Here is a 26325-nt window from a genome sequence, read left to right on the forward strand (position 1 = left end):
AACGACCTATCGAGGCAAATGGGGCGTCGGAAACGGGCGGAGCGGGCTCATGGGTGAGCGCTCCAGAGGCTTCGCTCGGCGCACTGTCGAGGGCCCGTGCTCCGCGCGTGGCGCCGGGGTCCGGCGTCCGCGTAGCGACCCGGCGAACCGTGCGTCTCCCCCGGGGCTGTGCTTCCGGGGACTTCAGGGGGACGAGCCTCGTCAGAGCCGACCCCCCTGAAGCTCGTCCGATCGCTGCCGGCGGTCCCACCCGGCGGCCCCACCCAGGTTCGCCTTCGCGGTGCCGGTGCCGGTGCCGCCCCACCCAGGTTCGCCTTCGCGGGGGACGACGTGGCGCTCGTGGGTGCGCTGCCGGGGCCCTACCCAGGTTCGCCTTCGAGGTTCGCCTTCGCGGGGGACGACGTGGCGCTCGTGCATGGGTTTCGGCGGAGCGATCCCGCGGCGTGCTCTGCCCTGTACGACCGGCGTGCCGAGCACGTCCGCCGGGTGCTCTACCGGCTGCTCGGCTTTCATCGCAACCTCGCGGACCTGCACCACGACGTCTTCGTGCGCACGCTCGAGTAGCTGTCGAAGCTCGAGGACCCGAGCGCGCCCGAGGGATGGCTCACGATGATCGCGGTGCACGAGGCGTGCTCGTCGATCGGCTGCATGAAACAGTGCAGCTGGCTCCGGTTCCTGCCAAGCGACGACCTGCTGGAGGTCGAGTACGGCGTTGCGTCGGGTGAGGTGCTGGACGCCTTGCCGGCGACCTACGCGGCCTCGACTCACTCCTGGTGCGCGGCGGCGCAGCTCCTCGCTGGGACCGCGTTGGTGCTCGTGGCGCGCCGGCACGCCTACGGCTTCGTGCTCGGGATGGCAGAGCCGAGGGGGTCGGGGCGTGGATCGCGGCGCCCTGCGGCGGAGCTTCGGAACCGGTTCTCCGACGGATAGCTGCTCCGCCGCACGCCGGGTCGGTGCGCCCGCGTTGCCACGGTGGATGCGGATGGCGCAGAGATTGCCGTCGAGGGGGCGCTCTACCTGTTGGTCGTCCATCGGGAGCGCTCGTGCTGGACGGTGCGGGTGGGTACGTTCCAGGTGCGCGTGATCGGGAAGCGCTTCGAAATCCGGTGGGATCCGCAGACCGAGCAGTTCGGGGTGGCCCCTGCGCGAGGGGGCGTTCTCCGCCTACGGGCTGGTCATGGGCGATGCGCGTGCCGTCCGCGCCGGCGAGCGGCTCGTGGTTTCGCCCGCGACAAACTCGCTCGAGGTGGGGCCGATCGACGCGATAACGTTGACCGACGCTGCCGGCCGGCCGGCCGCAACCTCGGTCGGCGGCGGCGGCCGCAACCTCGGCGGCCGCAACCTCGGTCGGCGGCCCAACCTCAGTCAGCGCCGGCGGCCGCAACCTCGGTCGGCGGCCCAACCTCAGTCAGCGCCGGCGGCGCAACCTCGGTCGGCGCGACGGCGCGACGGCGGCGACGCTCGTCAGCTCGGATGAGCCGTCTTCGCGCCCTCCGGGGGCTCCATCTCAGGAGCCTGATCCGGAGCATGAGCGCATGAACCGACGGATGATGGCTCTCGGAGCCGTGGCCATGTTGATCCGCGGTTGTGACGAGATCACCTCCCCGTTCCAGGGCGGATGGGGCCACGCCGACGCCCCCTCCTGCTCCGGCCGCAGCGCCGCGGACCCCGAGGTCATCGTCCTGGTCGTGCCGTCCGAGCTCTTCACGGACGCCGTCATCGATCTGTCGGCTTCGCGGCTCAGCCATCGCGAAGAGCTGGCCTACCCCGGTTGCTGGGCCACGGGCGCAGGCCGCTCAGGGTTCCCGGTCACGCTCGAGATCGTCAGCAGCGACGACGCCTCTCTCTTCGTGAAGCTGCGCGGCCCCGCCAACGACGACCTCTCGCTCGACGGAGACTACACGGCCGACCGCTGCGGCGCGGCGACCGCCCCGGCACCTGACGGGTGATCATCTGCCTCCGCCCACGATCGAGCGCTGCTGCACAGCGGCCGCACCGGCGCCAGACCGGCGCTCTTCACCGCGCCCCCGCCCGCTCGCGCCGGCGGTCGGCCTGCTCCTGGTCCGGTCCCCCGGGTCCCCTCCTCGCGCGGCGCGCGATCCACCGGCCCCCGCCTCGTTGCCGCCTGGTCGGCTGCCGCGTCCGCGCCTATGCTCCACGCCCGCGCTGCCCTCGGGGCGCGGTGCGGGCCACGCCACGCAGGAGCGACGCGCATGATCCAGATTTTCGGCACCGCCAAGTGCAAGGCCACGCGGGCGGCGCAGCGCTTCTTCGCCGACCGCGGCATCAAGGTGCAGCTCGTCGACGTGCGCGAGAAGGGCCTCTCCAAGGGGGAGCTCGCGAGCGTGGCGCGCGCCGTGGGCGGCATGCGCGCGCTCTACGACGCGGAGGGCGCGCGGGTGAAGGAGCGCGGCCTGCATCACCTCGGCCCGAGCGAGGCGCGGATCGCGGAGCTCCTGCTGGACGATCCGCTCCTGCTCCGCACGCCCATCGTGCGCGACGGCGCGCGCGCGTGCGTGGGCCAGGCCGAGGCGACGTGGAAGGCGTTCGCGGACGCCGCCAAGTCCGGCTGAGGCGCTCACGCGACCGCCGCGCGAGCCCCCGACGGCGCGCCGTCACGCCGTCACCCCCCAGGCGCGCGCCCGTACTCCTTGAGCTTGCGGTACAGCGTTGACACGCCGATCCCGAGCTCGGCCGCGGTCCGCGTCTGGTTGCCGCCGTTGCGCGCCAGCGCGGCCAGGATGTGCTCCTTCTCGACCTCGCCGAGCGTCCGCGCGCGCTCTCCGGGCGCCGGCGCGCGCGGGCCGGCGTCGGGCGGCTGCAGCGCCGAGCGCACCTCCTCGGGCAGATCGTCGGCCTCGACCCGCCGGGCCTCGGCGAGCGCCACGGCGCGCTCCATGGCGTTCTCCAGCTCCCGCACGTTGCCGGGCCACGCGTACCGGACCAGGCGATCGGCCGCGCCGGGGCTGAGGCGCGGCGCCGGCCGCCGCATGCGCGCGGCCGCCTGCGCGAGCAGCGCCCGCGCGAGCGGCAGGATGTCCTCCCGGCGCTCGCGCAGCGGCGGGAGCCGGAGCTCGACCACCTTCAGCCGATAGTAAAGGTCCTTCCTGAATCGGCCGGACGCCACCTCCGCGGCGAGCTCGCGGTTGGTCGCCGCCACCACCCGCACGTCGACCGGGCGGCTGCGGTTCTCGCCCACCCGCCGCACCTCGCGCGCCTGCAGCGCCCGGAGCAGCTTCACCTGCACCCCCGCCGGCAGCTCGCCCACCTCGTCGAGGAACAGCGTCCCTCCGGCCGCGGCCTCGAAGATCCCCGCGCGGTCCCGCGTCGCGCCCGTGAAGGCGCCGCGCGCGTGCCCGAAGAGCTCGCTCTCGAGCAGCGGCTCCGGGATCGCCGCGCAGTTGATGGCGAGCATCGACGCTCGCGCGCGGGGCGAAGCGTCGTGGACGAGCCGCGCCACCCGCTCCTTCCCGGTGCCGCTCTCGCCCGTGATCAGCACCGTGGCGTCCACCTGGGCCACCCGCCGCGCGAGCTCCAGCACGCGCTGCATGGTCAGGCTCGACGCGACGATGCCGCCCGGCTCCGCCGCCGCCGCGGTCCGCAGGAGCGTCTCCGCGCGCGCCTTCAGCCTGCGCTCGGCGCGCCCCAGCGCCTCGGCGGCACGGCGCAGCGAGGCGTCGAGGCGATCCTCCTGAAAGAACGGCAGGTGCGGATCGAGCTCGGCGCCCCAGGCCTCGGCCGTGCGACCGGCGAACAGGCAGCTCGCGTCGCCACGGCCGAGGCAGCGGCGCTCGATCACGTAGATGTCCCGGCCCTCGACGCAGCTCAGGTAGCCGCTCGCGAAGCCCGCGAGCGTCCAGCACACCGTCGACTCCGCGCGGCCGAGGTGCAACAGGTGCTGCTCCGCCTCGTACGAGGCCTCCACCGTCGCTCCCTCGGGCGACAGCGGGCCGTCCGCGCCCGGCGCGAGGCGGATCATCCCCTGAAGCGCGTGGATGCGCCCGCCAGCGTTGCGCCACTCCTCGTCGCTCTCCAGCGGCAGCTCGGCGCGCGCCGCCTCGGCCGTGCGGAAGCCGTGCGCGAAGCCGAAGCGGGTGAGGATCGCGCGGGCGGCCGCCGCCCCCAGCGCGTCGATGAGCTGCTTGCGCAGGAGGCCCATCGCGACAGTATCGAGCAGGATCGCTCGCGCCCCGGAGAAGCGGAGCTCGCCGGCCTGCGGATCGACCGTGAGGAGCTCCGAGAGATCGAGATCCGCTGCGCGCATGCTGCCTGCCGGGTCGGCGTGACCGGAGCATAGGTGGCTCGCCGGGCGCGCGGAAGGCTCGGACGCGCCGCTCCGCGCCCGGCCGGGATCGCGCGGCGCGGCGCCCGCACGACCGCTGCTCGACGAGACATCCCGGCGAGCGCGCGTCACAGCCGAGCGTGGTAGTCCTGGATGACGTCGTGATGCGCCTGCGACATGACCGGTCCGGTCGAGAGGCGCTTATGCGTAGCTCCCTGAATCGCCACGAGAGCTGTGATGGCGACACGCCGAGGGCCTGCGCGTCAGAGGCGTCCGACCTTCCTGGTGCGCCGCGTCGAGATCAGAGCGGCTTTCTCGCGCGGTAGCGCGCGTAGCAACCCGGGCAGCGCCACTCCATCATCCTCCGCCCGTTCGCGTCGGCGGTCCGCGTCAGCCGCCAGCCATAACGAGAGCTGATGAGCGTGTAGTTCGTCTCCGTCTTCGGTGCAGGCATACCGCAATCCACGCACTTCTGCGCGACGCGCTGCTCGCTGTCCGGCGGCTCTCTCGTCGTGTGACCCGACGCAGGGGCCGTGCTCTTCGGACCATCGAGCGTTCCCGGGTAAAATGAATCCCGCCTCGTCGCCGACATCTGTACCTCAGGGGGTGCGCCGAAAGGCCGCTGAGCGTGCCGCCTCGCCCGCCCTCGGGGCGCCCGGAAGCTAGCCGTGAGAAGTGTACCGAAGTACGTCTCGGGCGCCAAGGTTGATCTCGGCGAGACGAGCCCTCACGGGGGAGCAGGCCTCTCGTGCATCGAGCGCATGTCGCGGCTCCGGCAGCGATCACCCGGATTGCGGATGGACGCCTACAGCGCGCGAGGTCGACCCCGCTTGTCTCCCTGATGCGCGCTCGCGTGCGCTGCGTGGGTGACGGGCACGTGAAGACCCTCGACCCTTGCATTCCCAATCTCGATCGGCGGTCCGATCACAAGACGGGGACTGGCGTCATCAACCTCGGCACGCGGGGTTCTACGTGCTCGGCGGGTCGACGCTCGTGGCCACCGGGATGTTCGTCGGGCTCGGCGCAGCCAGCATGGCCGAGCGCAGGGCGCTCCACGCGCGCCGCGCGTCATTCTGCCACGACGCGCAGGGAAGCCGGTGCGTACCCGGTTTCGCATTGCCGCCCGCCGCCGGCGGGGCGGCGAGCGCTGCGACGCTGCTCATCTGGCTCCGTCCCACCACGCTGCCCCCGGCTCGGCGCGGGCCGGCCCGCCGCGGCGTCGGTCGAGGTCGTCCCATCGTCCGGGCGCGCTCCTGGCGCTTGTCGTCCGGGGGTGGTGGCCCAATTCGCCCCTGAGTGATTCACATGAAGGCGGGAAGGCAGGAAGATCATTGATCTTTTCTTCCCGCCCTCCCGCCTTCATGTTCAAATCCGGCCACCACCCGTCCGGGCGCGCCCCTGGCGCTCGGCGGGGCCTGTAGGTATAGGCAGCGGCGGGCCGGAGCGCGCTCCCGCGATCACCGCTCGCGGTGCCGCTCCTCGACGTGGTGCCGTCGACGCTCCGCGCGAGGCTTCTTCGCCGGGCGGGCCGGGGTCGCCGGCCTGGCCTCCGCCCCCGCCTTGACCGTCGCGCCCGCCCTGACCGTCGCGCCTGCCCGGACCGTGACCGCTGGCCTCGCCGGCGCCGCCGGCCGGACCGTGGCCGCGTGGCGCCCGTGGTCGCGGTGCTGCACGTGGCCGCGGTGCTGCACGTGGCCGCGGTGCACGTGGTGCCCGCGGTCGTGGTGCACCTGGGGATGGTGGTGGTGGTGAGCGCGGCGGCGCTCGAAGTCGACGCGGTAGTGGACAAGCGCGCGCGGCTCGTCGCGGTAGTAGACCCAGCCGTGGCGCGACGGATAGTACCAGCGGCCGTCCACGTAGTAGACGTAGCTCCCGCGGTAGTAGACGCGCGGGTAGGTCTCGACGTGGACCGGCGGCGCTGCGATGTGAACGACTGGCTCCTCGTACACCGCGAACTCGTGGTACGTGACCGTCGCGGGCGCGGCGGCCCTGGTGTGGACCTCCGCCGCGCATCCGGTCGCGCCGAGGAGCGCGAGCGCGACGAGCGCGGCCAGCGCGGCGAGCTTGCTGCGCTGCGGGGAATGCGCCGTGGCTGTGGGGGACGAGTGTTCGAGGACTGGCACGTTCATCTCCATGGGGTTCACAGGAGCAACTGCGATGCCATCCGGCAGCCCGGAGGCAGCCGCCGGCGCCTGGCAGCGCGCCTGCTCCTGGTATAGCGCTTGCTGACCCTCCGCGCATCGGCGCGACCGCGCCAGACTTGGATAAAGGAAGACGATCCCATGAAACTCTCGAAGGTGCTCTCGGGTCTCGCTGGCTGCGTCCTCTCCACTGCCTCGCTCACGGGGTGCATCATCGTCGCTGATGACGATGACCACGTTCACGCCGCGAGCGGCTCGCTCACCGTCGCGATGACCATCGACGGCAGCGACGACTCGTGGGAGTGCTTCGATCACGACGTGAGCGGGCTCGCGGTCAGCGTCGAGGACGAGGCAGGCTTCCTCGTCGCGGACGGTGTCGTGGACTGCGAGGATTTCGCCCTCACGATCGGCGGCCTCTCCGACGGTTACTACGACGTCGATGTCTGGCTCGTGGATTTCGACGGGTACACCATCAGCGATATCGTGCGTGTCGAGGGCGTCGACGTGCTCGACGGCCACGAGACGATCGTGGACGTCGATTTCCCCTGGACGTGGATCGATTCGTGAGGCGCGCGGCTCGCCCGAGCGGCGGCGCGTAGGCCGTGCCGTCGGCGGTCGCTCGCGCCGCTCAGAACTTCTCCATCGACGGGCGCACGTCGAGCTCGTGGGTCCAGGCGCTCGGCGGCTGGGCGTGGAGCTGGAAGTACGTCTCCGCCAGCGCCTCCGGGGCGAGCAGCGTGGCGGCGTCTCGGTCCGGCGCCATGCCCCGCACGCGGGGCGTGTCGATCAGCCCGTCGACGATCACGTGCGCCACATGGATGCCGCGCGGGCCGAGCTCGCGCGCGAGCGACTGGGCGAGGGCGCGGAGGCCGAACTTGCCCACCGCCAGGGCCGCGAAGCGCGCGCCGCCGCGGAGCGACGCCGTGGCGCCGGTGAAGAGGAGCGTTCCCCGGCCGCGCGCGAGCATGTCGGGCAGCGCGGCCTGCGCGCTCAGGAAGCCGCCGAGGCAGTTGATCTTCCAGGCGTCCTCGAGCTCTCGCGGCGTGAGCTCCAGGGCGCCGGCCATGCGAAATACACCGGCGTTGTAGATCATCGCCTCCGCCGGGCCGAGGGCCTCCTTCACCCGCGCGAAGGCCGCCGCGACCGAGGCCGGATCGGCGGCGTCCGCGGGGACGCTCAGGGCGCGCCCGCCGGCCTGCTCGATCTCCCGCTGCACGGCCTCGCAGGTGGCGGCCGTCCGGGCCACGAGCCCGATGGAGAACCCCGCGCTCGCAAAACGCCTGGACACCGCGGCTCCCAGGCCGGGGCCCACACCGACGACGACAGCTACCCTGTTCGAGCTCATGCGTTGACCACCTTCCTGCCGGGCCTCGCGCCCGGCGAACGCTGGCACATTACCCTCGCCCGGGGCGCGCAGCCGCGCGCGTCGCACCCGCCTGGAGCAGATCCTCGTCAAGGCGCGTGATGCGCCCCGCGCCGTGACGGGGATCCGCCTCGAAGCTCAGCGAGGTCGCACTCCGGTGGGGCCCTCCACTGACGCACGAAGAAGGGCCACGCGTCGTGGAGATACACGCCGAACGGGACCCACCAGATGAGGTCGTTCGTCAGGCAGAGAACGGCGGACCGGGGCGGCCACTGCCCGGTCGCGAGCAGGGCCGCGAGGCCGATCGGCCCGAGGAGCTTGCCGAGGAGGCCCACGGCGGCGAGGAGGAAGCCGCGTTCCGGGGCGCGCGCGACCTCCGCATAGAGGATGGCGTAGACCCCGACCACCATCCCGAGGCAGGCGAAGATCGCGGGGTGGTTGAGGGGCGGCATGCCCGCGAAGCGAAACAGCCATTGCGGGTCGAGCGCCGCGTAAAGCCCCCAGCAGGCGTTGTAGAGGGCGGCGAGCGAGAAGACGGCGCGGTGCAGTCGGCGGCGGGGGATCATGGGGCCTCTCAGGCGTCGGGCGTGAGGGCCAATATATCCGCGGCCCGCGCGAACCTGAAGAACGCGGCCACGATCGGGGAGGGATTCCCCTTACCGCTGATCCTGCTGACTGCCTTGCTGCTGCGCGTACGCCTGCGGGCCTTGCTGCTGGCCGCGTTGCTGCTGGCCGAGCTAGACGCCCTGCTGCTGGCCGCGTTGCTGCTGGCCGAGCTGGGCGCCCTGCTGCTGGCCGCGTTGCTGCTGGCCGAACTGGGAACCCTGCTGCTGGCCGCGTTGCTGTTGGCCGAGCTGGGAACCCTGCTGCTGGCCGCGTTGCTGCTGGACGAGCTGGGCACCCTGCTGCTGGCCGCGTTGCTGCTGGACGAGCTGGGCACCCTGCTGTCCGAACTGGGCGCCCCGCTGCCCGGACTGCGCGCCCTGCTGTCCTCGCTGCTGGACGCCTTGCTGCCCGAACTGGGCGCCCTGCTGCTGGCCGCGCTGCTGCTGCGCTTGCTTCTGCGGGCCCTGCTGCTGGACACCTTGCTGCCCGTACTGGCCGCCTTGCTGCCCGTACTGGCCGCCTTGCTGCCCGTACTGGCCGCCTTGCTGCCCGTACTGGCCGCCTTGCTGCCCGCGCTGGGCGCCTTGCTGCTGGCCGCCTTGCTGCTGCTCCTGCAGCAGCGTGCAGAAGAGCTGCTCGGCCTCTCTCAGGTGCTGCTCGACGTCCGCTCGCATCGCCTTCACCTGAGCGCGCAGCCTCGCGTTGTCCGCGCTCGCGACGAACGGCATGTCGAGGAGCTCGAGGGCGCGGCGATGGAAGGAGACCTGCGCCCAGATGTAGGCGATGTCGAACTCGGCGCCTTCCTGGTCTTCCAGCGACTCGCTCAGCTCGGTCGAGCTGGCCTGGAGCTGTTCGCAGCGCGAGCAGGCCTCGATGCTGGCCCTGCCGCCCTTCGACAGCTCCGCCCCGCGCTGCCCCGCCTGCGAGTGCTCCTCGATGATCTGCTCGGCGTAGCGCTGCACCTCCGGGGACTCGGCCTTGTCTCGGGCGATCTCCGACAGCTGGACCTCCTTCTGGTGAATGAGCGAGACCAGCAGCGTGATCTCCGCCTCCGACCCTTGCTGCATCGCGCCTTGCCGGCCGCCCTGCCCGCGGTCGCCTTGCCTGTCGACTCGACTGCCGATCTCGCCGCGGCCTCCCTGCCTGCCGCCTTGATAGCCGGCCTGCTCGCCACACTCGTGCGCGCCGCCGACGCGCTGGCCGCCGCCGCGCTGCCCGCCTTGGTGGCCGGCCTGCCCGCCGCGGTGCCCGCCTTGCTGGCCGGCCTGCCCGCCGCGGTGCCCGCCTTGCTGGCCGGCCTGCCCGCCGCGGTGCCCGCCGCGCTGCCCGCCACCGCCCCTCGCGCCGTCTCTGCCTGTCTGGCCGCCGCTCCTGTCTGCGTCCGTGGTGCCCCTGCCGGTCCCCTGGTCGCCGGCCGCCCCCTCGCGGCCCGCCTCGGTATCGTCGTCGCCGCCGATGCAGCCGCCAGCCCCCGCGAGGACAAAGCTCCCCGCGAACATGATCGCCATGAGGCGACCTGAACGATTGCCCAACATCTGCTTGCTCCTTGCTCGATATCGGCGCGCTGTCGCGCTCACCTGCCGGTTATCGGCCCCCAACATCTGGGTTCGCGCCGCGGGGATGGTGAGCGAGGGGGAGCCCGAAGCCGGCATCGTCTTTTCCCCGAGAGCACCACGCCTCCGGCGCGATCTGCGCGAGAATCGTAGTCGCGCTCAACGTCGACCCTGCCCGTCGCAAAACAGCCTGCCCGCAGCTGCGGCTCTCTCTCACGCTCATTGACCTCTCCGCGCATGCGCCCGCCCGGAGCGCCGCCCCGGAGCCGCCGCTCGCCCCCGTCCGCGCCGGCGCGGGCCGGACAGGCCGCCTGACAGCCGAGCCGTCGTGCGCGCCCCCAAGAACCTGCTCGCCGCGCGCCGGCGGGAACCCTCCGGCGCGCGCGGCTGTCACACGGGACCATGCCGCCGACCGTCGTTCGGTTCTTCGTCCTCGCCTATGCCATCACCTGGCTGTGCCAGCTGCCGCTCCTCCTCCAGCAGTGGGGCGCGCCCATCCCGCCGGAGGCCGCCATGGCGCCGCTCGCGCTCGGCGCCGTCGGCCCCTCGATCGCAGCAGCGGTGTGCGCCTGGAAGGAGCGCGGCCGCGCCGGGCTCTCCGGGCTGTTCTCACCGCGCCGCGCCCCCGCGGGCTGGGCCTACGCGCCGCTCGCGCTGTGCATGCCGGCGCTACTGCACCTCCTCGGCCTCGCGCTGCTCGCGCTCGCCGGCGGGAGCGCGCCGGCGACGCTCCTCTACGCCCCGGTCACCCCGGAGCAGCGCGGCATCGCCGTGCTCGCGCCCCTCGGCGAGGAGCTCGGCTGGCGCGGCTATGCCCTCCCGCGGCTCCTGCCGGCGCACGGGCCCGTTCGCGCCAGCCTCATCATCGGCGCTGCGTGGACCCTCTGGCACCTTCCCATGATGTGCCTGCCGGGCGTCCCGTGGTGGTCGCTCCCGCTGAGCGCGCTCTTCATCACCTCTCTGAGCGTGTTGATGACGGCGCTGCACCTCGCCTCCGGCGGCAGCATGCTCGTCGCGTGGGCGGCGCACCTCGGCCTCCACCTCGACAACGTCTCGCGCGCGCACCTGTCCGGCGACGGCGCGACGCCGCTCCTCGTGACGACGATCGCCGCGATCGCCGCCGCCGCGGTCGCGGCGCGGCGCATGCAGACCCGGCAGGCGTGGACGGAGGCCGCGGCGGCGCAGCCTCGCTCGCGCGCGGCGTGAGCCGCTCCGGCCGCGGCCTCGCGAGGCGGGGCCGCGCGCGATCCGGCCCGCGCCGCGCGCGAGCGAGGCTGCGCCGCCTTTCGCAGCGCCGCCGATGAGCGTAAGCTCCGGGCGATAGCCGCCCGAGCGACGCCTCGGCCCCGCCCCGAGCCTCCGGTTGCGGTCACTCTATGGGAACCTCCGCGCACCCCCGCCCGTCCTCCGGGCCCTCGATCAGCGTCGACGCCATGGACATCGAAGCCCTGAAGCGCGAGCTCGAGCGGCTCCGCGCCGTGGCTTCCCGCGATCGCGGGTGGCTCAACGCGGTGCTCGAGCACAGCCCGCACGGCGTCATCATCTGCGACGCCTCCGGGAAGCTCGTCCTGCACAACCGGTCGGCCGAGCGCATCTGGGCCGGCAGCGCCTCGACCGAGTCGATGCAGGACTGGACGCTGTATCGCGCCTTCCACGAGGACGGCCGTCCGTACGAGGCCGCCGACTGGGCGATGGCGCGCGCGATGTCCGCGAGGCAGGTCATCGAGAGCGAGGAGACCCGCATCCAGCGCTTCGACGGGACGCGCGGCATGGTCCTCGGGAGCGCCGCGCCGATCATCGGGCCCGGAGGCGAGCTCGAGGGGGGGATCTCGGTGTTCGCCGACATCTCCCGCCTGAAGCAGGTCGAGGCGGAGCGCGGCGAGCTCGCGGCGCAGCTCTCGCGGCGCCTCGAGGAGCTCGATCGCAGCGCCCGGCTCACGCAGGCGCTGCTCGCGATCAGCTCCGCGCTGAGCGGCGCGATGACGATCGAACAGATGGCCTCCGCCGTCGTCTGCGACGTCCACCGCGTGCTCGGCGCCTCGACCACGATGATGTACGCGGCGGACGCGGCGGCCGGGGCCGCGACGCTGATCGCCCAATCGGGGCTGGAGGAGCAGCGCGCGAGCCCTTACGCGATCGTGCCGCTCGACGCCCGACTGCCGCTCTCGGAGGCGCTCCGGCAGCGCCGCCCGATCTGGGTGGGCACCCAGAGGAGCTTGCACGCGGCGTACCCCGAGCTCGCGGCGCTCAGGCCTGCTCGCGACGACATCCAGGCGCTCGCCGTCCTGCCGATCGTCGCCCACGGAGAGCTGCTCGGCGCGCTCTCGTTCTCGTTCGCGGCCGAGCGGGCGTGGACCGACGAAGAGCGCGAGTTCTTGCTCAGCGTGGCCGCGCAGTGCGCGTCGGCGCTCGACCGTGCGCGCCTGCTCGAGCAGGAGCGACAGGCCCGGGCGCGCGCGGAGATGCTCGCGGCCGAGCTCGAGCGGCAGCAGGCGACCTTGCGCCTGCTGAGCGAGGCGGGCGCCGTGCTCTCGAACTCGCTCGACGTCGGGGCGCGGCTCGCGCACCTGACCCACCTCGCCGTGCCCACGCTCGCGGACTGGTGCGCCGTCGACATGCTGAACGGCGACACCGTCGAGCGCGTGGCCGTTCACCACTGCGATCCGGCGAAGATCGAGCTGGGCGCGCGCCTGCGGGCGATGTCCCCGCCCCGGCACGACGCTCCGACGGGCGTGCCCGCGGTCATCCGCACCGGTCGCCCCGAGTGGATGGCCGACATCCCGGGCTCGATGCTCGAGTCCGCCGCGATGAACCCCGAGCACCTGCGCCTGATCCGGTCGCTGGGCCTCAGGTCCTATGTCGTCGTCCCGCTCCGGGGGCGCGATCGGAACATCGGGGCGCTCACGCTGGTCCACGCCGAGTCGGGCCGGCGCTTCTGCGAGGCGGACGTCGCGCTCGCCGAGGAGCTCGCGAACCGCGTGGCCTTGCAGATCGACAACGCGAGGCTGTTCCAGCAGGTCGACGCGTCTCGCCAGCAGCTCGCGGGCCTGTTCAACCAGGCGCCGGCCGGCATCTGCATCATGCGGGGCCCCGAGCACGTCTTCGAGCTGGTGAATCCGACGTATCGAGACATCCTCGGCGGACGAGAGGTGCTGGGCAGGCCGATCCGGGGAGCGCTCCCCGAGCTGGACGGCCAAGGCATCTTCGAGCTCCTGGACGCGGTCTACCGGAGCGGTCAACCCTACGTCGGCACGTCGGTGCCCCTCCGCCTGCGCCGCGGCGCCGCCGGACCGGAGGAAGAGCGCTTCTTCAACTTCGTCTACCAGGCGATGCGCGCGCCGGACGGCAGCACCGAGGGCGTCATGGCGTTCGCGTTCGAGGTGACCGATCAGGTGCTGGCGCGCCGCCACGTCGAGCAGCTCGCGATCGAGCTCGCCACGAGCGAGGCGCGCCTCCGGACGCTGGTCCAGGCGACCACGGCCGTCGTGTGGACGGCCACGGCGGACGGCAAGGTCATCGAGAGCTCGCCGAGCTGGCTCGAGTTCACGGGCCAGGACGAGGCCGAGTACCTGGAGAGCGGCTTCCTGCGAGCGGTCCACCCCGACGATCGGGAGGCGATGATGCGGGCGTGGGCGGACGCGACGGCGCGCGGCGCCGTGTACGAAGCCGAGTACAGGCTCCGCCGGAGAGACGGCTCGTATGCCTATACGGTGGCGCGCGCGGCGCCGGTCCGCGCCACGGACGGCAGCGTGCGCGAGTACGTGGGCTGCAACATGGATATCAGCCAGCAGCGCGAGGCCGAGCGGCTCACGCGAGAGCACGCCGAGGTGCTCGAGACGCTCCACGAGGTGGGGCAGGTGCTGTCGGCGGAGCTCGAGCTCGACGCGCTCGTCCAGTCGGTCACGGACGCGGGGACGAAGCTCTCCGGCGCGGAGTTCGGCGCGTTCTTCTACAACGTGAGCGACGCGCAGAGCGGCAGCTACATGCTGTACGCGCTCTCGGGGGCGCCGAGGGAGGCCTTCTCGCGCTTCCCGATGCCGCGCAACACCGCGCTGTTCGCGCCGACGTTCCGCGGAGAGGGCGTGATCCGCCTCGACGACGTGACCCGGGATCCGCGCTACGGAAAGAGCTCTCCTCATCACGGCCTGCCGGAGGGGCACCTCCCCGTGGCGAGCTACCTGGCCGTCCCCGTGGTCTCGCGGAGCGGCAAGGTCATCGGCGCGATGTTCTTCGGGCACCCGAAGCCGGGTGTCTTCACCGAGCGCTCCGAGCGCATCACCGTCGGCCTCGCCGCCCAGGCGGCGGTGGCGATGGACAACGCCCGGCTGTTCCGGGAGGCGCAGTCGCTCATCCGCGCGCTGGAGCGCACCAACGCCGAGCTCGACCAGTTCGCGTACGTGACGAGCCATGATCTGAAGGCGCCGCTCCGCGGCATCGCGAGCCTCGCCCAGTGGATCGAGGAGGACCTGTCGGACAAGCTCACCGCCGACACGCGCCGGCAGATGGAGATGCTGCGCGGCCGCGTGCGCCGCATGGAGGCCCTGATCGAGGGGATCCTGGCCTACTCCCGCGCCACGAGGTTCCGCGAGAAGCCGGAGAGCGTGGACATCGAGAAGCTCTCGCGGGACGTGGTCGAGCTCATCGCCCCCAAGCCGCCTGCGCGGGTCACGCTCGACGTGCCGCCCGCCAGCTTGCGGACGTACCGGGTGCCGCTGCAACAGGTCTTGATGAACCTGATCACGAACGCGCTCAAGCACGCTGGCCGCGAGGATGCGGCGGTGTCCGTGTCCGCCCGGGAGCAGGGCGATCAGTACGAGTTCTCGGTGTTGGACAACGGGCCTGGCATCGCCCCTGCGTTTCAGGAGAAGGTGTGGGGGATGTTCCAGACGCTGCAGGCGCGCGACAAGGTGGAGAGCACCGGGATCGGCCTTGCCATCGTGCGGAAGATCGTGGAGAGCCGCGGCGGGCGGGCGTGGGTGGAGTCGGACGGCAAGAGCGGCGCGACCTTCCGGTTCACGTGGCCGAAGCGGGAAGAGGCGCAGGGCGCGGCGTAGCGCACGGCGCCTGGGGGCGCTCCCTGCTGGAGGTGCGGATACGGGATGGATACCCCGCCTCGGCGCTCAGTTCGAGGGCTTCGGCATCTGGAACACCACGGCGTCCTCTTCGGCTTCCAGGTCGTTGACGTTCCAGTAGATGAACCCGCAGTCGACGGCGATCTCGAAGAAGTACGGCTGTCCGGTCGTGAGGGTGATCGTGTCCCCCTTGCCGATGTGCGCCCTGCGCACCTCGCCTTGCCCCTCGCTGTTCTCGTAAACGGTCCAGTAGACGAACTCGTCGTCCACCGCGAGCGACTTGGCGACGGCCTCTGCGTCGACCGTGGTGGTGAAGGGCGGGGCGCCCGGCGCCGCGTCCGTCGCCTTGGACTGGACTGCGCCGGTGTTGTCGGTCACCCAGTACACGACGCCGCCCGCGAGCACGATCTCGGTCGGGTTGCCGTTCGTCTCCGCGAAGACCTCGGCGGTCTCGCCGAGCGGCTCCTTCGTCTTGCGCAGGATCTGGCTTGCCCAGTAATCCGACCAGTAGACGTGCGTCGCGTCGACGGCGACGCCGATCGGGTGGTCGCTGGTGGCGACCTGCTCGGCGACGGGCTGGCTGCCGTCCGCCTTGGCCCGCCAGATGGCCGGGGGCGTCTGCGTCGCCCAGTAGACGCTGTCGCCGAACGAGGCGATCCGGCCGAAGCCCGGAATGACATCCTCGTCCTCCTGCCGAGGGACCTCCGCGATCCGGATCGGGCTGGAGCTCGGCGGATCGACGGAGATCCCCAGCACGTCTCCGTTGCTCCAGTTCATCCACGAGAGCTGCCCGCCCGAGTAGGTGACCCAGGTGGTGTCGCCGAATCCGAGGGTGCCCGGGAGCGTGCGCGCGGCCCCGCCGTCCTTCGGGATGGCGACGATGGCCTCGTCGTTGGCCATCAGCACGGCCTCCGGGGTGACCGCCATGCCCTTCGGGTTGGACCCGAGCACCCCTGGCATCTGCGTCACGGGGCACTCTCCCGCGGCGCAGCTCGATGGAGGGCACGAGGGCGCGCGCCCGCCCGCCCCATCGGCGCCACCGGCGCCCGACGTGGCCTGCGCCGAGCCGCCATCTCCGGGGCCCGTGGTCGCCGTCGCCGAGGATGCGGCGAGGGTCGCGTCCGTGCCGGGCTCGATGCCGAAGATGAGGTTGCAACCGCTGCCCGCCGCTCCGAGCGCGAGCAGGGCGCAGGGCAGAGCGATTTCCTTGTGCATGACGAAGTGTATAGAACGCGCGCGCGGCGCTGGCTACGATGGGCCAAGAGCGCGCGATGGGAGGCGAGATGCGAGCTGGATTCGAGCGTGTCCGGAGCGGCGGCTGCGCCTGCGGCGCCGTGAGGTTTCAGCTTCGTGGCGAGCCTGTGCGCGTGGGGCTCTGCCACTGCACGTCGTGCAGGAAGGAGACCGGCGGCGTCTTCATGCCGTACGCGGTGTGGCCGTGGTCGAGCTTCGAGTCCACGGGCGAGACGAGGTGCTGGGAGGGACGCAGCTTCTGCACGACGTGCGGGTCGCGGCTGTTCTCGCTGCGGGAGGCGGAGGGCGAGGTCGAGATCAAGCTGGGATGTCTGGACGACGCTCCCACGGATCTCGCTCCGAGCTACGAGATCTGGATCAAGCGCCGCGAGCCGTGGCTGCCGCCGCTCTCGGGCACGGAGCAGCACGCGGAAGATCCGCCGTGGGTCGCCGGCGCCCCGAGCGCGTCGTCGGCTCCTGGCGAGCCCGGGTGACTGGCACCCTCCGCCCGCGTCCGAGCGCGACACCCGCGCTCACGCCAGCCTGCGGAGCTGCTCCAGCCGCCGGCGCTGGTCGATGTCGCGCCGCTTGATCTTCCCGGTCCTGAGCTCCTCGTACGGCCCGCACACGGGCCGGTAATCGCACTGCGCGCACGCCCCCTCCGCCGGCATCGGCAGGAGCGCCGCCCTGTCGATCGCGTCGCCGATGATCCCCGCCACCTGCGCGGCCGCCTCGCGGGCCCGCGCGTCCAGGTAGATCGGCACCTCGGTGAAGCCGCCGGCGGACGTGCAGTAATAGAGCCGCCCCGACTCGACCTGCGTCCCCGCCGGCATGAGCTTCTCCAGCGCGAGCGCGTAGAGGACCGGCTGGAGCGTGCCCCCGCCGCTCACGACCGCGTCGCGCGGCGCCCGCGCCTTGCCCGTCTTGTAGTCGGTCGCCCGCATCGCGCCCCACACGCTCCGCTCGACGAGGTCGATCGACCCCCGGAGCTTGACCCCGCAGTCGAGCTCCACCGGCTGGTCCGAGCTCCCCGGATCCCGGGTGGCGAAGCGGCGCGGCAGCCCGAACGACAGCTCGAAATGGATCGGCTCCCAGTCGCGGTCCTCCGCGGCGCGCCGCAGCCACTCGCGGAGATCGGCCCGCACCGACGCGATCCCGTCGTCCCAGACGCGCTGGATCGCCGGCGCGAGCTCGTCGGCGTAGCGCGCGGCCACGCGGTCGAGCGCCCGATCGAGCTCGGCCCGCGCCTCGTCGAGCGAGGCCACGCTCACCGGCAGCTTGCCTGCGTCGCGCAGCGCGACGAGCACCTCGTAGAGCACGTCGTGCACGAGCCGGCCGCGCTGGAGCGGGTCGAGCTCCTCGATCGCCTCCGGCGCCGGGCGCGGCGCGAGCTTGTGCACGGCGTAGAGGAAGAACCGGTAGGGGCACGCGGCGAAGTGCTGGAGCGCGGTCGGCGAGAACGACCGGCGCCCGAACGCGTGCTTCGCGAGCGCCTCGCGCGCCTCCGCGACCGGCTTGAACAGCCCGTCCGCGCTCGTCCACGCCGGGATCCAGCGCCGCGCCCGGAACCGGAGCGCCCGCGCGAGGTGCGGGTTCGCGCCGAGCAGGTAGCGCGCCGTGCCGATGGTCCGGTCCTCCGGGAGGCTGAAGAGCGTCTCCAGGAGCGCGAGGTCGTGCTCCGCCGCGTCGATGGCGTCCTCGGGCCGCGCGGGCGCGGGCCAGCCGATGCGCGCGGCGCCGCCCTGCTCGGCGCGGCGCTCGAGCTCGCCGAAGCCGGGCAGCCTGCCCTCGGCCGCGCGCAGGAGCTCGAGCCCGTAGAAAGACGGCACCCGCGGCCGCGACTGGTCCATGTCGACGCGTGGGTACGACACGACGAGCTTGCGGCGGGCCGCGCCGACCGCGAGCCGGAGCGCGAGGCGCTCGCGCGCCACCCGGTCGTCGCTCGTGTCGAGGCCCGAGGCGCCCCCGGCGATCGCCCGGCGGAGCGCGTCGCGGAGGATCGGGTCCTCGACGACCTTTTGCGGGAAGATCCGCTCGGCGAGCCCGGGCACGAAGACCACGTCGAACGAGCGCCCGCGGGCGGCCTCGATCGGCGCGACGAAGAGGCGCCCGTCGCGGCGGGCGGCCGGGGGCAGCACGAGGTCGGTGAGCCGGTGCGCGAGGCAGAGGCGCACCTCGCCGAGGTCGACGGGGCCCACGTCGGCCATCGGCGCGAGCTCGGCGAGCACCGCGAGCACCCGCTCGGGGCGCCGGAGCGCGCGCGTCGCGAGCGCCGAGAGCCGGTCGCGCCACGCGCCCCACGTCGCCCGCTCGCCCGGGCTCGGCAGCGCCGAGAGGAGCGGCAGCGCGAAGTCGCGCAGCGCCGCGAGGTCGGCGAGCGTCCGCGCGATGCGCGCGGCGTCGCGCTCCTCCGGGGCGCGCGCGAGCTCTTGCCGGAGCTCCCGCTCGAAGCCGGAGAGCCGCGCCTTCCACCGGTCGAGCCCGCCGATCACCGCCGCGTCGACGAGGATCCGCTCCCAGCGCCGCGGGGCGCGCAGGGTGCCGTCCTGCACAGGGGCGTCGCGGTCGCCGCTCGGCGCACCCGGCGCGGCCTGCGATTCCGAAGCGCCCGGCGCGGCCGGCGGTTCCGGCGCGCTCAGCGGTTCCAGCGCGCCCGGCGGTTCCAGCGCGCCCGGCGCGCCTGCGCGGGGCAGCGCGCCGCCGCGGGAGAGCGCCTCCTCTTCATCTCCGATCGCCTCCGCGTCCCCGAGCTCCTCCGCGCCGTCGTCGAGCTCGCCGCGCAGGAGCGCGGGGAAGAGGTCGTCGTCCGGCGGCACCCACCGGTCGGCCTCGGACGCGGCCGGGGGCGGCGCGCCCGCGGGCGTGGCGTCGGGCACCTGCCCGAGCGAGAGGTACTCGGCGAAGCGCGACGCCGAGAGGTGCTCGGCCGCGCACGCGAGCAGCGCGAGCAGCGCACGGCCGGCCGGATCGGGCTGGACCGAGCCCTGCGCGAAGTACGCGGGGATCCCGGCCCGGCGCAGCGCCTCGACGAGGTGCGCGCGGTACTGCTCGGGCGCGCGCAGGAGGATCGCCATGCGCTCGAACGGCACGCCGCGGCCGGCCTCGCGCAGCGCGATGCGGGCGAGCTCCACGCACTCCCGGCTCTCCCCGGGCGCGGAGAGGATCTCCACCTCGTCGCCGAGCCCCGGCGCCTCGTCGGTGAGCGGATCGAACAGGTGCTCCTGCAGGCGCGCGAGCGAGGTGCTGGGCGCGCCCGGCGGCGGCCCGTCGTGCGCGTCGTGCGCGTCGTCCGCGTCGCCGCCCGCGTCGCTGGCCGCGCCGGCGCCGTCGTGTGCGGCCGAGACCGCGGTCAGCGAGATCCGCCGCGCCGGCGACCGGAGCGCGGCCTCGAGGTGGCGCAGCGACGCGGCGTCGCCGGCGGGCACGGTGGCGAGCGCGTCGGGCGAGCGCGCGGCCAGCGCCTCGATCAGCTCGCGCTCCAGCGCGAACCGCACCGGCAGGTCGAGCAGGAGCATCGGCAGCCCGAGCAGCGGGTGCCTCGCGCGCGGGTCGCCCCCGTCGTCGGCCCGGGCGCGCTCGGCCGCGAGCCGCAGGACGAGCGCGCGATCGGCGAGCCCGGCCGCGTCCAGGGCGGCGTCGAAGGCGCGGGCGATGCCGTCGAGATCGGCCGGGGCGAGCGCGTCCGGATCGACGCCGGCGAGCCGCACCTCGTCGAGGGTCCGCGCCACGGCGCGCGGCAGTCCGGGCCGATCCGCGACGCGGGCGAAGCGGCCGAGCAGCCCGTCCTGCGCGAGCCCGCCGATGGCGCGCGCGCACAGCGCCTCGATCGCGAGGGCGCTGGCCGGGACGAGGCCGCGCGCGGCGAGCGCCGGCATCGCGAGCGCGGCGGCGACGCGCCCCAGGGTGAGCCGGTGCCAGCCGAAGGTGGCGCGGCGGCCGCGGATCGACGCGCGGGCGAGCTCGCTCGCGGCCTCGACCGACGCGCCGACGAGGAGCACGCGCTCCGCGGGGCGCCGACGGCGCAGCCAGCCCACGGCGCGATCGAGGCGGGCGGCGGCGCTGGGCGAGGTGATGACGGCGTGGGGCACGAGGGCGATGAGGGATGCGGCGGAGGCCGCCGGGGGCTCGGGGGAGACCGCTGCACGACGGTGCAGGTCGGGAGTGTGAAGCAGAACGGCGGTGGAGGAAACCCGCCGCCGAGCGGGACGGCGCGGGGCCGGTCGAGGCCGCCGGCTTCGGGTCAGCCGACGCTACCGGGCGGAGGCCTGCGCGCTGGTTGGTCTCGACGGCTGCTCCGTGTACGCTATCGCGGGCGGGATTCCCACCGCACTCGTCGATGGAGCATGCATACGCCAGCTTCGCCCTGGTTCCGGCCGCACGGGCGCGGTGTCCTGGGTGCAATCTGTGCGGCTCGACGGACCGGAGCGCCGGCCGCCGAACGGCCGGAGTACGTGCTCATGCTGCGGCCTATCGATGGAGATGCGCCGATAGGGCGCAGAAGGTCATGACCTATCCACGGGAATACGGACATAAGCCGCGGGGGAGATGCGATCCGTCCGTGGGAATACGGATCGTAGGCCGCGGTGGCTCGCGGCCTACATGCTGGAATGCGCACATAGGCCGTGCGTAACAGATCATAGCGACGTCGGGCGGTCCCTAGTTCTTGTCGCCGAGCAGAGCGGAGCTCGGCTAACCTTGCACCGGACGAAGGAGGAGCCATGGCGTGTTCCTATTGTGGACTCGATGGTCACAACGTTCAGACCTGCAGCTCGGTCCGACGTTGCAGCGTCTGCGGAGGGCGCGGCCATGATCGCCGCAACTGCTCAACGCAGCCGCCGTCAGCCTCGCGCGGGATTGGCAACGGAGGCCAGCGGCGTCGGAGCTCGGTGGACGAGGTGCTCGAGCGTTGCTCGCCGAGAGGAGAGTTCCTTGTTCACCTCTACTGGCCTGAGCGCATGAACTATTTCCGCAGGTGCTCCGAGACGTTCGACGGCGGCGGCGCGTGGCTACTCGTTGCGACGCCCCACCATGGCGTGGACAAACCGGATCGGCCAACCATCAACTTTCTCGTTGCCGATCGTGAGTTCGCGAAGCACTACCAGACCGCGGCTGAGGCTCGTGGATTTTATCACGGTGTGATGGTAGGTCGCTCCGCCATAGAGAATTTTAGCCGTCGCCGAGGCTACGAACTTGCCACAGTTGTCGTCGGACATCCGAGTGGGTACGGTGTGGCCGATCCAGGGGAGTATTGGCGATACGACATCGGTAAATATAGATTTGCCGTCCTTGAATCGCTTCGGTTTGCGACCGTCGTCCGTCTTGCAACGCCTCAAGCCGCAGGTGCTCGTAGAGTCGAATTCGACGCCGAATCGGTTGTGGCCTGGTGGTAGCCGTCGCCCGTGACGTCTGCCTCCGAACAGGGGCTTGCAGCGGATGAACCCCGCCTGGGGCAGGCTTGCTCCCTGGAACGCCGGGCCACCGTGGTATCCTGGCATCGCCCGGTGCGGGCTTCGCCGCTGAACCCCAGGTCGTTGGACAGCATCACGGAGATGGTGAATGACGACGCCCGGCCCCTCCATGTTCCACTACCTGACCATTGGGCACTTCGACCCTGACCTCATCTAGCCGTGGCGCCGCCTGTCCGTGAAACGGCCGCTCACCCCCGACGAGATCCGCGCCGCCGAGCACGCTGTCAAGTAATCTACGGGCCATCCCGTCGACCTTGGAGCAGCGCTGCAGACGAACGGCGTTCTGCGGATCTTCTGGCTCGGGGACCGCCGGCAAGCGGCCATCGCGAGGGCCGTCGCCGATGCCGCGCACCGCATGCTCGGGGCGGTGGCTGCGGACCGGGAGCACGCGGAGGTGATCGTCCCGGGGCGCAGGGGACCGCCCTGGTCCAGGTTGACGCTCCAGTTCTTCATGGAGGGCCAAGCGCGAGAGCTGATCGTGGACCGGCCCATCAGCGCCGAGGACATCGCCGCGCTCAAGCGCGTCGCTTCCGAGGCTTGCGGCCGGCCGGCGGGGCTTTACCTGACCGAGAAGTCGGACGGCGCGTACATCTTCCGATGGCTCGGAGAACCCGGCGCAGAAGCGATTCTTTCGGCAGCCGAGCGGATCTTCGCGACGTTCGCGCAAGAGATTCCCGCCTCGCGGAGCCGCCCTTGGGAGTGAGAGCTCATCGAACGGAGATAGGCATTCGCTCGCTCGTTTTACTGGCTTGGCGGCCGATCTCGCCGCCACCGCCCAACAAGCCGCTGCTGCCGACGGTCCGCGCAGCCTCGCTCCGCTTGCCCACGCGGCCGCGGCAGACCGGCTAGTCGTTAGGCAGTCGCGCATGAGTAGAGGCAGCCACGCCTCCGGCGGAGCACAGTATCTCAGGCGGTCTGCCTCTGTTTAGGCGTCTGCCCCTGGAGGGCTCACGCGGACGGGCCCGTCTCGACGATAGGGGACGCGCGTATGGGCCCGTCTCGACGACCAGCAGGCCGCCCACTCTGAACCGTCCTGATCCTCCCGAATTTGCCGCGTAGTCCGAGAGCTTCGCGGGACGACCTGGGCGCGTGCGCCTGGGCCTGGTATGCTCCAGGTGCGTCGGCGGGAGCGCGCCTTCGCTAGGAGCCGCCCGTGAAACCGCGCGTCTATGTCGAAACGTCGATCTTGAGCTATCTGACCGCGCTGCCAAGCCGCGACGTGATCCAGGCCGCCCGCCAGCAGGTCACGATCGGCTGGTGGGCGCGGAGAGACGAGTTCGAGCTGTTCCTCTCCGACCCGGTGCTGACCGAGGCGCGCCGGGGCGACCCCGCCGCGGCTGCTCGGCGGCTTGGGGCAGCCGCGGGGATCGCTGTCCTATCAGGAACCGAGGAAGCGGAGACGCTTGCCGCGGCCCTCATCAAGCGGGCAGCCATGCCCCCAAAGGCAATCGTCGATGCCGCGCACGTGGCCATAGCGGCCGTTCATGGCCTGGATTTTCTGCTGACCTGGAACTGTACGCATATTGCTAACGCTGCGATGCGGCCGCGCATAGAGTCCGTGTGTAGGGATAGTGGGTTTCGACCGCCGGTTATCTGCACGCCAGACGAGCTGCCGCCACAGGAGGAGAAATGATCCGCGATGCCATCGTCGATGAAGTCCGCGCAATTCGCGACGAGATTGCGAAGGAATGTGGCTATGACGTTCACGAGCTGTTCAAGGTGCTTCGGCGCCTTGAAGCAGGCAATGCCATAGACCACGTCTCGCTCGTTCCTCGTGGCGGTGGCCCGGAGGCCGCCCAAGGCAATGCAGCGGACGAGGCGCAGGCGACGCCCGCACCTCGCCGCTGATTGCTCGATCGTTAGCGGGACAGAGACGCTCGGAGGGAACCATGGGTAGGAAGCGGAGATTGTGCCAGCCGCTTCAGGACGTCCACCGGCAATTCATCGCCGAGGAGATCGCGCGCCTCAGCGAGCGTGCTCGCGATCCAAACGATCGGATGAGACGTGTGGCGCGGTTCCTGATCGACTCACTGTTATGGTGCTGGACTGCAGATGGGCTCGATGCGGAGGGGAATTCCGTTCGCGATGGCATCAAGTACGACCTGCGCCACCAGATGCACACGCGTGATGCGCAAACGTTGTGGAAGAACAACGGCCAACGTGGAACCGGCCTGCGTCACGAGCATGCGGTGCCGCGTAAGGCACTGATCGATCATCTCCTGTCCCTACCCGCGCCGCTGTCCGCCGAGGTGGTGCTCAGGGTCCTGGAACGGCTGTGCTTCGCAGTAATCGTAACCAAGACACAGGACGACGCGCTCACGAAGAACAAATTTGAAGGATGAGATGCCGAAGAACTGGGACTGGTCGTGCGACGGGGAGAGGAGGCTTGCAAGATATGAGGCGTGCGGGCTGAAGGAGCAGATCGTGCCTGTCTGGACGGGTTGATATGGCGTTGCGGTGCCCCGCTATCGCTCAAGCAATTGACATTCCCGGTCCGATTTTCTTCTGTCGTGTCGGATGGATGGAAGACGCGGATCGACGCGCGGGCGAGCTCGCTCGCGGCCTCGACCGGCGCGCCGACGAGGAGCACGCGCTCGGCGGGGCGCCGGCGGCGCAGCCAGCCCACGGCGCTGGGCGAGGTGATGACGGCGTGGGGCACGAGGGCGATGAGGGATGCGGCCGAGGCCGCGGCGACGGAGACCGCTGCACGACGGTGCAGGCCGGGAGTGTGAAGCAGAACGGCGGTGGAGGAAACCCGCCGCCGAGCAGGACGGTGCTGGCGCGGGGCTGGTTGAGGCCGCCGGCTTCGGGCCCGTCGAGGTTACCGGGCGAGGCCCGCGAACTGCTTCGCCTCGACGGCTGCTCCGCGTGCGCTACCACGCCGCATCGCCGCCGCGGAGGGGCTGCTGGCCCTGTCCGCTACCATCGAGGCGCAAACGGTCGCGAGAAAACCTCTCGAGGCGGCAGCAATGCCACGGAAGGCGGCGATCGACGCTGCGCATGTGGCGATTGCAGCAGTTCACGACATCAACTTCCTGTTGACATGGAGCTGCGCTCATCTCGCCAACGCCGTTATGCGCGACCATGTCGAGGCCGTGTGCCGCCAGAGCGGCTTTCGTCCGCCTATCATCTGTACACCGGAGCAACTCGCACTCGAAGAAGAGACATGATCCCCGATCCGATTGTGGACGAGGTCCGCGCAATCCGCGATGCCATCGCACAGGAGCACGGCTATGATATCGACGCGATCTTCGAGGCGTTTCGACGCATGCAAGAGGCAAGCGGAAGACCCCACGTCATTCCACATACCCGAAAAGCGCCTAGTTCAAACGACTCCACGTTGGCCGAAGAGACCGCCCAACAAGGTATTGCGGCGGGCAGCGCTTCGCGCCGCCGCTGAACGCCAAACCGAGGCCTATGTCGAGATGGTCGACGATGCCGAGGCGGGCCGTCGAAGAGCCCCGGCCAGGAGGGCCGGAGCCGTCCGGGCACCCCCGCCCGGGGCGGGCGGCACGCCGTGAACCCATCCGGGTGAGCCGGCTCGTCCACGCGGGAGATGGGTGTCACCCGTCTCCCGGTGGACGTGCCTCCACAAAAACATGAGGGGCACCCATCTCCGCGGTGGACGTGCCTCCCCAAAAACATGGGTGGCACCCGTCTCCCGGTGGACGTGCCTCCACAAAAACATGGGTAGAACCCATCTCCGCGGTGGACGAGCCTCCACAAAAACATGGGTGGCACCCGTCTCCCGGAGGACGAGCCTCCACAAAAACATGGGTGGCACCCATCTCCGCGCTGGAGATGCCTCCCTCCACCGACCCCCGCGGATCTTCCGCCAGCCCCTCGCGCCCCTTCCCGTCGGCGCTCCGGGCCCAGCTCCCCGACGCGACGCGCCCCAGGGTGAGCCGCTGCCCGCCGAAGGTGGCGCCGCAGCCGCCGACCCGGCGAGCGGGCGATCTCGCTCGCGGTCCTACCTCGCCCGCCGCCCTCCGCTATACTCGCCGCGTCATGCTGTGCGCTGCCGCGGCGGGGCCACCCCTCCGCCCTCTCATGGACCGCCGTGCCCCGGGGCCGGCATGAACGACGTCGACCTCCGCTGGATGGACCGCTGCCTGGAGCTCGCAGGGCGCGCCGCCGGCCGCACCGCCCCGAACCCGATGGTCGGCTCGGTCATCGTGCGCGGCGGCGAGGTCCTCGCCGAGGGGTTCCACGAGCGAGCCGGGCTGGCCCACGCCGAGGTCGACGCCCTCCGCAAGCTCGCCGGCCGCGCCGAGGGCGCCACGCTCTACGTCAACCTCGAGCCGTGCTGCCACCACGGCCGCACGCCGCCCTGCACCGACGCCCTCCTCCGATCCGGCGTCCGGCGCGTCGTGATCGGGATGATCGACCCGAACCCCCTCGTCTCCGGCAAGGGCGTGGCCCTGCTCGAGAGCGCCGGGATCGAGGTCACGATCGGCGTCCGCGAGCTCGCGTGCCGCGAGCTCAACCGCGCCTACATCGCGCGCATGGCCGAGCGCAGCGCCGCGCCCGCTCGAGCGACGCCGACGTCCTGACGCCGCGCTCCGGCACCGCCGACACCCCCGCGAGCGGCGGCGGTCGCGTACCCC

General features: G+C 72.0%; 25 protein-coding genes. 16 read left to right on the plus strand and 9 right to left on the minus strand.

Annotation, left to right across the window (positions count from 1 at the left end):
* Positions 1-411: 411 nt before the first annotated feature.
* The 4 genes from WMF26_RS01930 (at position 412) to WMF26_RS01945 (ending at position 2573) form a co-directional block, all read left to right on the plus strand.
* On the plus strand, positions 412-564 hold the full coding sequence (locus WMF26_RS01930) for a hypothetical protein (RefSeq protein ID WP_437998913.1): 153 nt from the start codon (positions 412-414) through the stop codon (positions 562-564).
* Between the two features lie 45 nt (positions 565-609).
* Positions 610-930, plus strand: a complete 321-nt coding sequence (locus WMF26_RS01935; protein WP_437998914.1) for a hypothetical protein — start codon at positions 610-612, stop codon at positions 928-930.
* A gap of 635 nt (positions 931-1565) precedes the next feature.
* Positions 1566-1949, plus strand: a complete 384-nt coding sequence (locus tag WMF26_RS01940) for a hypothetical protein (protein ID WP_437998915.1) — start codon at positions 1566-1568, stop codon at positions 1947-1949.
* Positions 1950-2213: 264 nt separating this feature from the next.
* Complete coding sequence (locus WMF26_RS01945) at positions 2214-2573, plus strand: arsenate reductase family protein (RefSeq protein ID WP_437998916.1); 360 nt, start codon at positions 2214-2216, stop codon at positions 2571-2573.
* A gap of 50 nt (positions 2574-2623) precedes the next feature.
* On the opposite strand, the gene WMF26_RS01950 is transcribed toward WMF26_RS01945, so the two are convergent.
* From WMF26_RS01950 to WMF26_RS01965, 4 genes are all read right to left on the minus strand, one after another.
* Complete coding sequence (locus tag WMF26_RS01950) at positions 2624-4264, minus strand: sigma 54-interacting transcriptional regulator (protein WP_437998917.1); 1641 nt, start codon at positions 4262-4264, stop codon at positions 2624-2626.
* Between the two features lie 319 nt (positions 4265-4583).
* Positions 4584-4736 (minus strand): hypothetical protein, encoded by a 153-nt coding sequence (locus tag WMF26_RS01955; RefSeq protein ID WP_437998918.1) that lies wholly within the window; start codon positions 4734-4736, stop codon positions 4584-4586.
* A gap of 514 nt (positions 4737-5250) precedes the next feature.
* Positions 5251-5445 (minus strand): hypothetical protein, encoded by a 195-nt coding sequence (locus WMF26_RS01960; RefSeq protein ID WP_437998919.1) that lies wholly within the window; start codon positions 5443-5445, stop codon positions 5251-5253.
* 294 nt (positions 5446-5739) lie between these two features.
* The gene (locus tag WMF26_RS01965) at positions 5740-6405 is read right to left on the minus strand and encodes a hypothetical protein (RefSeq protein WP_437998920.1); all 666 of its coding nucleotides are present in this window, start codon (positions 6403-6405) and stop codon (positions 5740-5742) included.
* Between the two features lie 159 nt (positions 6406-6564).
* On the opposite strand from WMF26_RS01965, the gene WMF26_RS01970 reads away from it, so the two are divergent.
* The gene (locus WMF26_RS01970) at positions 6565-6990 is read left to right on the plus strand and encodes a hypothetical protein (RefSeq protein WP_437998921.1); all 426 of its coding nucleotides are present in this window, start codon (positions 6565-6567) and stop codon (positions 6988-6990) included.
* 61 nt (positions 6991-7051) lie between these two features.
* Here the strand turns inward: WMF26_RS01970 and WMF26_RS01975 are convergent, their stop codons facing one another.
* The 3 genes from WMF26_RS01975 to WMF26_RS01985 form a co-directional block, all read right to left on the minus strand.
* Complete coding sequence (locus WMF26_RS01975; RefSeq protein ID WP_437998922.1) at positions 7052-7768, minus strand: SDR family NAD(P)-dependent oxidoreductase; 717 nt, start codon at positions 7766-7768, stop codon at positions 7052-7054.
* A gap of 107 nt (positions 7769-7875) precedes the next feature.
* Entirely contained in the window at positions 7876-8352 is a 477-nt protein-coding gene (locus WMF26_RS01980; RefSeq protein WP_437998923.1) for a hypothetical protein, read from the minus strand.
* 171 nt (positions 8353-8523) lie between these two features.
* Positions 8524-10044, minus strand: a complete 1521-nt coding sequence (locus WMF26_RS01985) for a DUF4142 domain-containing protein (RefSeq protein WP_437998924.1) — start codon at positions 10042-10044, stop codon at positions 8524-8526.
* Positions 10045-10347: 303 nt separating this feature from the next.
* Here WMF26_RS01985 and WMF26_RS01990 point away from each other — a divergent pair, with 303 nt between their 5' ends.
* Positions 10348-11151 carry a CPBP family intramembrane glutamic endopeptidase gene (locus tag WMF26_RS01990; protein ID WP_437998925.1) on the plus strand — a complete coding sequence of 268 codons (804 nt, stop codon included), beginning with the start codon at positions 10348-10350 and terminating at the stop codon, positions 11149-11151.
* Between the two features lie 227 nt (positions 11152-11378).
* Positions 11379-14999, plus strand: coding sequence for a GAF domain-containing protein (locus WMF26_RS01995; RefSeq protein WP_437998926.1), 3621 nt, complete (start codon positions 11379-11381; stop codon positions 14997-14999).
* 66 nt (positions 15000-15065) lie between these two features.
* Here WMF26_RS01995 and WMF26_RS02000 read toward each other — a convergent pair whose 3' ends face one another.
* A complete protein-coding gene (locus WMF26_RS02000; protein WP_437998927.1) occupies positions 15066-16232 on the minus strand; it encodes an ABC transporter permease in 1167 nt (388 codons plus the stop codon).
* Between the two features lie 38 nt (positions 16233-16270).
* On the opposite strand from WMF26_RS02000, the gene WMF26_RS02005 reads away from it, so the two are divergent.
* Positions 16271-16744: a GFA family protein gene (locus WMF26_RS02005; protein ID WP_437998928.1), complete on the plus strand. Its 474-nt coding sequence runs from the start codon at positions 16271-16273 to the stop codon at positions 16742-16744.
* 39 nt (positions 16745-16783) lie between these two features.
* Here WMF26_RS02005 and WMF26_RS02010 read toward each other — a convergent pair whose 3' ends face one another.
* Positions 16784-20338, minus strand: a complete 3555-nt coding sequence (locus WMF26_RS02010; protein WP_437998929.1) for a PD-(D/E)XK nuclease family protein — start codon at positions 20336-20338, stop codon at positions 16784-16786.
* Between the two features lie 798 nt (positions 20339-21136).
* Here WMF26_RS02010 and WMF26_RS02015 point away from each other — a divergent pair.
* The 8 genes from WMF26_RS02015 to ribD all read left to right on the plus strand — a co-directional run bounded on the left by WMF26_RS02015 (position 21137) and on the right by ribD (position 26271).
* Complete coding sequence (locus WMF26_RS02015; RefSeq protein WP_437998930.1) at positions 21137-21640, plus strand: hypothetical protein; 504 nt, start codon at positions 21137-21139, stop codon at positions 21638-21640.
* A gap of 529 nt (positions 21641-22169) precedes the next feature.
* On the plus strand, positions 22170-22421 hold the full coding sequence (locus tag WMF26_RS02020) for a hypothetical protein (RefSeq protein ID WP_437998931.1): 252 nt from the start codon (positions 22170-22172) through the stop codon (positions 22419-22421).
* A gap of 450 nt (positions 22422-22871) precedes the next feature.
* Positions 22872-23351 (plus strand): type II toxin-antitoxin system VapC family toxin, encoded by a 480-nt coding sequence (locus tag WMF26_RS02025; protein ID WP_437998932.1) that lies wholly within the window; start codon positions 22872-22874, stop codon positions 23349-23351.
* On the plus strand, positions 23348-23566 hold the full coding sequence (locus tag WMF26_RS02030; RefSeq protein WP_437998933.1) for a hypothetical protein: 219 nt from the start codon (positions 23348-23350) through the stop codon (positions 23564-23566). The genes WMF26_RS02025 and WMF26_RS02030 overlap by 4 nt, the downstream gene beginning before the upstream one ends.
* Before the next feature lie 41 nt (positions 23567-23607).
* Complete coding sequence (locus WMF26_RS02035; RefSeq protein ID WP_437998934.1) at positions 23608-24060, plus strand: hypothetical protein; 453 nt, start codon at positions 23608-23610, stop codon at positions 24058-24060.
* 627 nt (positions 24061-24687) lie between these two features.
* Positions 24688-24888 (plus strand): hypothetical protein, encoded by a 201-nt coding sequence (locus tag WMF26_RS02040; RefSeq protein WP_437998935.1) that lies wholly within the window; start codon positions 24688-24690, stop codon positions 24886-24888.
* Entirely contained in the window at positions 24885-25118 is a 234-nt protein-coding gene (locus WMF26_RS02045; protein ID WP_437998936.1) for a hypothetical protein, read from the plus strand. The genes WMF26_RS02040 and WMF26_RS02045 overlap by 4 nt, the downstream gene beginning before the upstream one ends.
* Positions 25119-25794: 676 nt before the next feature.
* A complete protein-coding gene (gene ribD, locus WMF26_RS02050) occupies positions 25795-26271 on the plus strand; it encodes a bifunctional diaminohydroxyphosphoribosylaminopyrimidine deaminase/5-amino-6-(5-phosphoribosylamino)uracil reductase RibD (RefSeq protein ID WP_437953682.1) in 477 nt (158 codons plus the stop codon).
* Positions 26272-26325 lie beyond the last annotated feature (54 nt).

The organism is Sorangium sp. So ce185, from assembly GCF_051526825.1.
Lineage (GTDB): Bacteria > Myxococcota_A > Polyangia > Polyangiales > Polyangiaceae > Sorangium > Sorangium cellulosum_D.